This window comes from Caballeronia arationis, assembly GCF_001544975.2.
In the GTDB taxonomy this organism is placed as follows: Bacteria; Pseudomonadota; Gammaproteobacteria; order Burkholderiales; family Burkholderiaceae; genus Caballeronia; species Caballeronia arationis.
This window is the reverse complement of record NZ_FCOG02000368.1, coordinates 1-2,196: the sequence shown is the minus strand read 5'-3', so window position 1 is coordinate 2,196 and position 2,196 is coordinate 1. Positions and strand designations below refer to the sequence as shown.

The 2,196-nt window shown below is 62.3% G+C and carries 2 protein-coding genes; both read right to left on the bottom strand.

Annotated elements, in window-relative coordinates; genetic code table 11:
- Positions 1–1,607 (bottom strand): alpha/beta fold hydrolase (locus AWB81_RS42265; RefSeq protein ID WP_087135601.1); only part of this gene is annotated, 1,607 nt, incomplete at its 3' end.
- A 59-nt stretch (positions 1,608–1,666) separates the two neighbouring features.
- Positions 1,667–2,131, bottom strand: a complete 465-nt coding sequence (locus AWB81_RS42260; RefSeq protein WP_062644477.1) for a MaoC family dehydratase — start codon at positions 2,129–2,131, stop codon at positions 1,667–1,669.
- Positions 2,132–2,196: the final 65 nt, after the last annotated feature.

Sequence of the window (2,196 nt, the reverse complement as noted above, 5' to 3'; positions counted from 1 at the left end):
GCGGCGCGCAGTTCGCCCGAGCGTTCGGCGAGCCACTGGCGCCAGTCGTCCCACCACGAATCGGCATGAGGTTGAGCCCCGGCGAGCCATGCGTCGGCGTCTTCGGGCAGGTCTGCATTACAGAAGAACTTTGCTTTGGGATTGCCCGGCGGATTGATCAGGCTCTGGATATGCCCGCTCGAACTCAGCACGTAACGCGTGTTGCCGCCGAATGCGCGCGCCGTGTTGTAGACGCCTCGCCAGGGCGTGATGTGGTCGGTCATGCCAGCCATCACGTACGTGTCGCACGTGACCTCGGACAAATCGACCGGCGTGCCAAGGACGTTCAGTGCCCGGGGCTTGGTGAAGAGGTTGTCCTTGAAGATGTCGAGCAACTGGCCGTGCAGCTTCGCCGGAAGGCGTGTCGTGTCGTTGTTCCAGTAGAGAATGTCGAAGGCCGGCGGCGCCTTGCCGAGCAGATAGTTGTTGACCCAGAAGTTCCAGACGAGATCGTTGGGTCTCATCCAGGCGAAAACGCGACCGATTTCCTCGCCTTCCAGCACACCCTTGGCCATGCTGTTCTGTTTGGCCATCTCTACGGCCTCGGGCGTGGTAAAGAGCCCGAGCTGCGACTGGGCGGTATTGTCCAGCACCGCCACCATCAGCGTGGCCGCATTGACTGTCTTCTGACCGCGGCTTGCCAGATGGCCGAGCAGCGCGGAGATCGTCATCGCACCGGAGCATGCGCCATGCAGGTTGACATCCGCGTTGCCGGTGATGTCGCGCACCGCCTGGATCGCTTCGATGAGCGCGGCGACATACGTGTCCATGTCCCAGTCGCGGTGCTCCTCGGTGGGATTGCGCCAGCTCACGGCGAACACCTGAAACTCGTTCTTCACCAGATACTCGACGATGCTCTTGTTCGCAGCCAGATCGAAGATGTAGAACTTGTTGATCTGCGGCGGCACGATCAGTTGCGCGCGAGCGTAGACGTTCGGGGTCGCTGGCGCGTACTGAATGAGTTCGAGGACCTCGTTACGAAACACGACTGCACCGGGCGAAGTGCCGAGATTCCTGCCGACGTCGAACGCCGTCTTGTCGACCTGGGTGGGCATGCCCTTGTTGTTCAGCGTATCGGCCAGCATGTTCCTCAGGCCCGCAGCGAGACTCGTTCCGCCCGAATCCACGAACTTCCTGAGCGCCGCGGGATTGCCCGCCAGCGTGTTGGTCGGCGCGAGTGCGTCGGTCAGGAGCGACATCACGAACTGCGCGCGTTCCTTGCTCGCGTCATCGAGTGCCGAGCGCTCGACGAAGCCGGCGAGTGCATTACGCCACGCCTGATAGCCCTGCAGCGTGGTGCGGTACAGCGACTGACCGCGCCATGCCGGATCGGCGAAGCGTTTGTCGCCTTGCTGCGGCACGGATGTTTCGTTGCCGGTCACAACCGACGTCAGATCGCGGGCGAGCGCCGCGGTCTGATCGAGCAGGAGCGCGGGATGTAGCATCGCCTGCGCGCCGATCTGCTGGACGGCGGCGAAAATATCGATGGCGCGCAGCCCGACGAACGGGTTGGGCCCGAGCATGCCGTCGGTCGCGCCAGCCGTGATGTCGTCGTTCTCGCTGTTCATGTTTGCTGCCACTTCGATCTCCATTCCTTCGTTTGTTGCCTTCTCTGACTGCCCGGCCGTCACGCGACGAGCATCACGAGTGTCTGCGCAATCAGCGCGGGCTTGTCTTCGCCTTCGATCTGCAGTTCGTTGTCCGTCTTGACGACGATCCGGCCACCGCCCTTCCTTTCGACCGAAGCCAGCACCACGCGGCTTCGCACCCGGGCGCCGGCTCTGACCGGCGTCATGAAGCGCACCTTGTCGAGCCCGTAGTTCAAGCCGGCTGAAGCATCCGACGGAATGAGGCCTACTTCGATCGCGAGCGTCGCCAGCAACGAAAGTGTCAGATAGCCGTGCGCGATGGTTCCGCCGAAAGGGCTCTCGCGTTTCGCGCGTTCTTCGTTCAAGTGAATCCACTGCGTGTCGCCCGTGCATTGAGCGAAGGCGTCGATGCGCGCCTGGTCGACGACGACCCAGTCCGACAGGCCCAGTTCCTGACCGACGAACTCGTCGATCGTCGCCATGCTGTATCCAATAATGCTCATGATGGTGCTTTCCGTTTGTGCGATCACGCGAACTGTTCGCGCAGCCGCTTCTTGTTCAATTTGCC

What these genes read in the sequence shown, in the direction of transcription:
- AWB81_RS42260 (WP_062644477.1), bottom strand. Translation starts at nt 2,131, where the DNA reads ATGAGCATTATTGGATACAGCATGGCGACGATCGACGAGTTCGTCGGT.